Origin of the sequence: Paraburkholderia sp. GAS41, assembly GCF_050436545.1 — a bacterium.
Classification (GTDB): Bacteria; Pseudomonadota; Gammaproteobacteria; order Burkholderiales; family Burkholderiaceae; genus Paraburkholderia.
Genome location: NZ_JBNDMK010000085.1, coordinates 1 through 1336 on the forward strand (window position 1 = coordinate 1; position 1336 = coordinate 1336).

Consider the following 1336-nt stretch of genomic DNA (forward strand, 5'->3'; position numbering starts at 1 on the left):
CGGGGATGGCGATTGCGATCCTCACCACCATCGCGCTGATCCTCAAGCAGGCCGCCGCGCTCGGTTCGAATCTCGGGCTGGGTCTGGGACTGCTGTTTGCGGCGCTGGTGGTCGGCGGGGCGATCGGGGCGTTCGTCGCGGCGCGCGTCGAGATGACCAAGATGCCGGAACTGGTCGCCGCCATGCACTCGCTGATCGGTCTGGCGGCGGTGTGTATAGCCTATGCGGTGGTGTCGGAGCCGTCGGCGTTCGGGCTCGTCGATCCGGACAATCCGATTCCGGGGTTCCTGCCGTACGGCAACCGCATCGAGCTTTTCATCGGCACGTTCGTTGGTGCGATTACGTTCTCCGGGTCGGTGATCGCGTTCGGCAAGCTCTCCGGCAAGTACAAGTTCCGGCTGTTTCAGGGCGCACCGGTCGTGTACGGTGGACAGCACCTGATCAACCTGTTCCTCGCGCTCGGCATGCTCGGCTTCGGCGTGATCTTCTTTCTCACGCAATCGTGGCTGCCGTTCATCATCATGACGCTGATCGCATTTGCGCTCGGGGTGCTGATCATCATTCCGATCGGCGGCGCGGATATGCCGGTGGTCGTGTCGATGCTCAATTCGTACTCGGGCTGGGCGGCGGCGGGCATCGGCTTCTCGCTGAACAATCCGATGCTGATCATCGCCGGTTCGCTGGTGGGTTCGTCCGGCGCGATCCTGTCGTACATCATGTGTCACGCGATGAACCGCTCGTTCTTCAACGTGCTGCTGGGCGGCTTTGGCGCCGAGGCGGGCGGAGCGGCTGCGGGTGGTGCGCAGGAGCAGCGGCCGGTCAAGTCGGGCTCGGCCGAGGACGCGTCGTTCATGCTCGGCAACGCGGAAACGGTGGTGATCGTGCCGGGCTATGGTCTGGCCGTCGCCCGCGCCCAGCATGCTCTGAAGGAGCTCACCGACAAGCTGACCGAGAAGGGCATCGACGTGCGCTATGCGATCCATCCGGTGGCCGGACGGATGCCGGGGCACATGAACGTGCTGTTGGCCGAGGCCGAAGTGTCCTACGACATGGTCTTCGAGATGGAGGACATCAACAGCGAGTTCGGTCAGGTCGACGTCGTGCTGGTGCTCGGTGCGAACGACGTGGTGAATCCGGCGGCGAAGAACGATCCGAAGTCGCCGATTGCCGGCATGCCGATCATCGAGGCGTACAAGGCGCGCACGGTGATCGTCAACAAGCGTTCGATGGCAGCCGGCTACGCGGGGCTCGACAACGATCTCTTCTACATGGACAAGACCATGATGGTCTTCGGCGATGCGAAGAAGGTGATCGAGGATATGGTGAAGTCGGTCGA

At 63.2% G+C, this 1336-nt stretch carries 1 protein-coding gene; it reads left to right on the forward strand.

The annotated features are described in order from the left end of the window. Positions 1-1336: NAD(P)(+) transhydrogenase (Re/Si-specific) subunit beta (locus tag P3T43_RS35655; protein ID WP_429285669.1), on the forward strand; the 1336-nt coding region annotated here is incomplete at both ends.